Annotated in this window: 5 protein-coding genes; 4 read left to right on the top strand and 1 reads right to left on the bottom strand. The window is 62.5% G+C overall.

From position 1 onward, the window contains the following. Window positions 1-24 precede the first annotated feature (24 nt). Window positions 25-1,017, bottom strand: coding sequence for a GNAT family N-acetyltransferase (locus EN993_RS31670; RefSeq protein ID WP_127265724.1), 993 nt, complete (start codon window positions 1,015-1,017; stop codon window positions 25-27). 164 nt (window positions 1,018-1,181) lie between these two features. On the opposite strand from EN993_RS31670, the gene EN993_RS31665 reads away from it, so the two are divergent. The 4 genes from EN993_RS31665 to EN993_RS31650 form a co-directional block, all read left to right on the top strand. After that, entirely contained in the window at window positions 1,182-1,466 is a 285-nt protein-coding gene (locus EN993_RS31665; RefSeq protein ID WP_127265725.1) for an acylphosphatase, read from the top strand. 73 nt (window positions 1,467-1,539) lie between these two features. Then, window positions 1,540-2,190, top strand: coding sequence for a TetR/AcrR family transcriptional regulator (locus tag EN993_RS31660; RefSeq protein WP_109662640.1), 651 nt, complete (start codon window positions 1,540-1,542; stop codon window positions 2,188-2,190). Window positions 2,191-2,255: 65 nt separating this feature from the next. Continuing rightward, window positions 2,256-3,419 (top strand): isovaleryl-CoA dehydrogenase, encoded by a 1,164-nt coding sequence (locus EN993_RS31655; RefSeq protein ID WP_127265723.1) that lies wholly within the window; start codon window positions 2,256-2,258, stop codon window positions 3,417-3,419. Between the two features lies 1 nt (window position 3,420). Then, the coding region (locus EN993_RS31650; RefSeq protein ID WP_127265722.1) for a carboxyl transferase domain-containing protein at window positions 3,421-4,728 on the top strand (1,308 nt) is incomplete at its 3' end.

Raw genomic sequence — 4,728 nt, 5'->3', positions numbered from 1 at the left:
GCGCAAACCAGCAGCAAAAGCTGCCTACAAATCCATCTCCCAGGTCTGGCCGGTCAACTCCTTGCCGAAACTGTGGTGTCGCTCCTCCGAGACCAGCTTGAAGCCGGCGCGCTCATAGATCGCGCGCGCCGCGACGAGAATGTCGTTGGTCCACAGCACCAGCCTAGTGTAGCCGCAAGCGCGAGCCTGGGTCACGCATTCCGCAACCAGGCGTTTGCCGATGCCGAGGCCTCGCGCCGCCGCCTCGACATGCAGCATCCTCAGCTTGGCCACCTCGTCGTCCTGGTGAACCAGGAACACCGCGCCGACCGGCTGACCACCATGTTCGGCGATCCAGCAGAAATCGCGGCCGGGCTCGAAATTGCGGATGAAATCGGCACCGATCTCGGCGAGCATGGCCTCGAACTCGATCGTCCAGCCATATTCCTCGGCGTAGAGCTGGGCCTGCCGCTGCACGACCCAGCCGACGTCGCCGACGCGATGCGGCCGCAGCGTCACCTCGCTGTTCTCACAGGCGGGATCGCCCAGCAATTCCCCAGCCTTGCGCAAGGCGCTGCCCAGCTCCTGCAACCTGTGGTCAGGCACGCTTTCGATCAGCCGCGCCGTGTCCCGATCCGCCGCAGCCTGGAGCCCTGAAAGGGCTGCCTCGCCTCTTGCCGTGAGCGACAGAATCCGCCGGCGCTTGTCGGCCGGATCGGTCCGGGTCTCGGTCAAGCCCTCGCTGGCGAATTTGCGCAGAATTCGTGTCAGATAAGCGGCATCGACGCGCAGTTGCCTGGCGATGTCGGAGGCAGTCGGGCCCATCTCCAGATGAAAAGCCTTGGCAAGAAAACCTCGCTCGCCTGCAGTTTCACAAGCCGCCGGACGATCAAGGTGGCCGAGTTCGAAAAGCACGCGCGCCTCGGTCAAAGTGAATGCGCTTTGCGTCAGCGTCTCGTCGAGAAGGCCAACGGTGCGCGTGTAGAAGCGATTGAAGCGCCTGATATCGGCCACCAATGCTTTTCGTTCATCCAGCATCTGCGTCGAACTCCGGCTAAGGCAGCTCTATTTTCAAAATTAGTGGACTGAGTCAATTAAATTTCGAAAGGCCAGGGAGCCAGCTACCGCGTCGTGCCCGCAATTCTCAGATTGCATTCCCTGCACCATGCGCCAGATTCATCGAGACAGGCTTGGAGAAATTCATGGCTGACCATCGCAGGAACGTGCGGGCACGCGTCTACGGCAATGTGCAAGGCGTCGGCTTCAGAATCTGGGCTCGGGGCGAGGCCACAGGCCTTGGTCTTGCGGGCTGGGTTCGCAATGAAGCGGATGGGGCAGTAGCGGCCCAAATTGCAGGCGTCGATGAAGCGGTCTCGACAATGATCGAGCGCCTCTGGGAAGGGCCGTCCGGGGCTTCGGTTTCCAGAGTCGACGTCGAGGAGTTGGCGGCCGAAAACGCCTTTGTTGGGTTCAGGATCGTAGCATAAAGGCGGATTTGGTTTGGACGCCCCTTGAATTAATTGAACGTTTGTTTTATTAGTGCCTCGCAACAGGACTGACATGGCACGCACCACCGGATCCGATGGCGAAAAGACCGAAGCGACCATCCGTGAGGCGGCGGTCAACCTCATCGCGCGCCTTGGTTACGAAGCGATGTCGATGCGTCAGTTGGCCAGCGAAGTCGGAGTGCAGGCAGCCGCGCTCTACCGCTATTTCCCAACCAAGGAAGAGCTTCTGTTCACGCTGATGCGCGAGCACATGGAAGGTCTGACCGAAGCGTGGGAAGCAGCCCGCCCTGTCAGTGCGGATCCCGTGCAGCGGCTCTCCGCCTATGTCGAAAACCACATTGCTTTTCATATCGAGCGTCGGCACGCCACGCATGTGTCGAACATGGAATTGCGCAGCCTGTCGCCCGAACGGCTGACGCAGATCCTGCGCATGCGCACAGCTTACGAAAAGGAGCTGCGCGCCATCCTGCGCGATGGTGCCGAGACGGGCGTCTTCAGCATCGACGACACCGGGCTGACGGCGATGGCGCTGATCCAGATGATGACCGGCGTCATCGTCTGGTTTCGGCCGGGCGAACGACTGTCGATCGCTGAAGTGACCACGACATATCTTTCAATGACAATGCGGCTCGTCGGCGCGAAGATCGACGCCTACAGCGCCGCGCGTCCCTTCGGACGCGCAAAGGACGCTGTAGCATTTTGATTTCGCGCATGATCCCTTTCCGAAAATCAAAGGCGATTTTCGGGGTCATGCGCAGGGAGGATAGCATGTACACGAACACGCTCAGCTTCGGGCATGACGAGGAGATCGAGGCGCTGCGCGACATGGTGCGGCGCTTCGCCCAGGATCGCATCGCGCCGATCGCCGCCGACATCGATCGCTCGAACGAATTCCCGGCGCATCTGTGGGGCGAACTCGGCGCACTCGGCTTGCTTGGCATCACCGCCGACCCCGATTTCGGCGGCAGCGGCATGGGTTATCTTGCGCATGTGATCGCCGTCGAAGAGATTTCCCGCGCTTCGGCCTCGGTCGGCCTCTCCTACGGCGCCCATTCCAACCTCTGCGTCAACCAGATCAACCGCTGGGCGACGACGGCGCAGAAGGAAAAATTCCTGCCGCCACTGTGCTCGGGCGAGCGTGTCGGCGCGCTGGCGATGTCGGAATCCGGCGCCGGCTCGGACGTCGTCTCGCTCAAGCTGCGCGCCGAAAAGCGCAACGACCGCTATGTGCTCAACGGCACCAAGATGTGGATCACCAACGGGCCGGATGCCGAGACGCTGGTCGTCTATGCCAAGACCGATCCGGACCGGAAATCACGCGGCATCACCGCTTTCATCGTCGAGAAGGCAATGGCCGGGTTTTCCGTGGCGCAAAAGCTCGACAAGCTCGGCATGCGCGGCTCCAGCACCAGCGAACTGGTGTTTAGGGATGTCGAGGTGCCCTTCGACAATGTGCTGCATGAGGAAGGACGCGGCGTCGAGGTGCTGATGTCGGGCCTCGACTATGAGCGCACGGTGCTTGCCGGCGGCCCGATCGGCCTGATGGCGGCGTGCCTCGACGTTGCAATCCCCTATGTGCATGAGCGTAAGCAGTTCGGCCAGGCGATCGGCGAGTTCCAGCTGGTGCAAGGCAAACTGGCTGACATGTACACGACGATGAATGCCGCGCGCGCTTACGTCTATGCTGTCGCCGCCGCTTGCGACCGCGGCCAGACGACGCGCAAGGATGCCGCCGGCTGTGTGCTGTTTGCCGCCGAGAAGGCGACGCTGATGGCGCTCGACGCCATCCAGCTGCTTGGCGGCAATGGCTACATCAACGACTATCCGACCGGCCGCCTTTTGCGCGACGCCAAGCTCTACGAGATCGGCGCCGGCACCAGCGAAATCCGCCGCTGGCTGATTGGGCGGGAAATCATGGCGGAGGGGGTATAGCATGGCAACGCTGCAAACCCAGATCTCGCCCTCCTCCGAAAGCTTCCGTGCCAATGCCGAGCGCATGCGGGCGCTGGTCGCCGACATTGCGGAGAAGGCTGCCACCGTCGAGCGCGGTGGTTCGGAGGAAGCGCGTGAGCGCCACGCTTCCCGTGGCAAGCTCCTGCCGCGCGAGCGCCTCGCGCAATTGCTGGATGTCGGCTCACCCTTCCTTGAGATCGGCCAGTTCGCCGCATGGTCGATGTATGGCGAGGAGATTTCGTCGGCCGGCATGATCGCCGGCGTCGGCCGCGTCGAAGGCATCGAGGTGATGGTCGTCGTCAACGATGCCACAGTGAAGGGCGGCACCTATTATCCGCTGACGGTGAAGAAGCATCTGCGGGCGCAGGAGATCGCCCTGCAGAACAATTTGCCCTGCATCTACCTCGTCGACAGCGGCGGCGCCAACCTGCCCAACCAGGACGAGGTGTTTCCCGATCGCGAGCATTTCGGCCGCATCTTCTACAACCAGGCCAACATGTCGGCGGCCGGTGTCCCGCAGATCGCCTGCGTCATGGGTTCGTGCACGGCGGGTGGCGCCTATGTGCCGGCGATGTCGGACGAAACGATCATGGTGCGCAACCAGGCGACCATCTTCCTCGGCGGCCCGCCGCTGGTGAAGGCGGCCACCGGCGAGGACGTCAGCGCCGAGGACCTCGGCGGCGCCGATGTGCACACCAGGCTCTCCGGCGTTGCCGACCACTATGCGCTGGACGACGACCATGCGCTCGCCATCTGCCGCCGCATCGTCAAAAACCTGAATCGGAACAAGACTGTAAGCCTGAACTCTAGGAGAGCGATTCCGCCGCTTCATCCGGCGGATGAACTCTATGGCATCGTGCCGACCGACCTGCGCCAGCCCTACGACGTGCGCGAGGTGATTGCGCGCATCGTCGACGGTTCCGAGTTCGATGAGTTCAAGCAGAACTACGGCACCACGCTGATCACCGGATTTGCCCATCTGCACGGCATGCCGGTCGGCATCATCGCCAACAATGGCGTGCTGTTTTCCGAAAGCGCGCTGAAGGGCGCGCACTTCATCGAGCTCTGCTGCCAGCGCAAGATCCCGCTGGTCTTCCTGCAGAACATCACCGGCTTCATGGTCGGCAGGAAATACGAGGCGGGCGGCATCGCCAAGGACGGCGCCAAGCTGGTGATGGCGGTCGCTACCGCGAAGGTGCCGAAGGTGACCATGATCATTGGCGGCTCGTTCGGCGCCGGCAATTACGGCATGTGCGGCCGCGCCTACTCGCCCCGCTTCCTGTGGATG

The organism is Mesorhizobium sp. M7D.F.Ca.US.004.01.2.1 (assembly GCF_003997785.1).
In the GTDB taxonomy this organism is placed as follows: Bacteria; Pseudomonadota; Alphaproteobacteria; order Rhizobiales; family Rhizobiaceae; genus Mesorhizobium; species Mesorhizobium loti.
This window is presented reverse-complemented; position numbering and strand designations above follow the sequence as displayed.

What these genes read in the sequence shown, in the direction of transcription:
- EN993_RS31665 (WP_127265725.1), top strand. Translation starts at nt 1,182, where the DNA reads ATGGCTGACCATCGCAGGAACGTGCGGGCACGCGTCTACGGCAATGTG.
- EN993_RS31655 (WP_127265723.1), top strand. Translation starts at nt 2,256, where the DNA reads ATGTACACGAACACGCTCAGCTTCGGGCATGACGAGGAGATCGAGGCG.
- EN993_RS31660 (WP_109662640.1), top strand. Translation starts at nt 1,540, where the DNA reads ATGGCACGCACCACCGGATCCGATGGCGAAAAGACCGAAGCGACCATC.
- EN993_RS31670 (WP_127265724.1), bottom strand. Translation starts at nt 1,017, where the DNA reads ATGCTGGATGAACGAAAAGCATTGGTGGCCGATATCAGGCGCTTCAAT.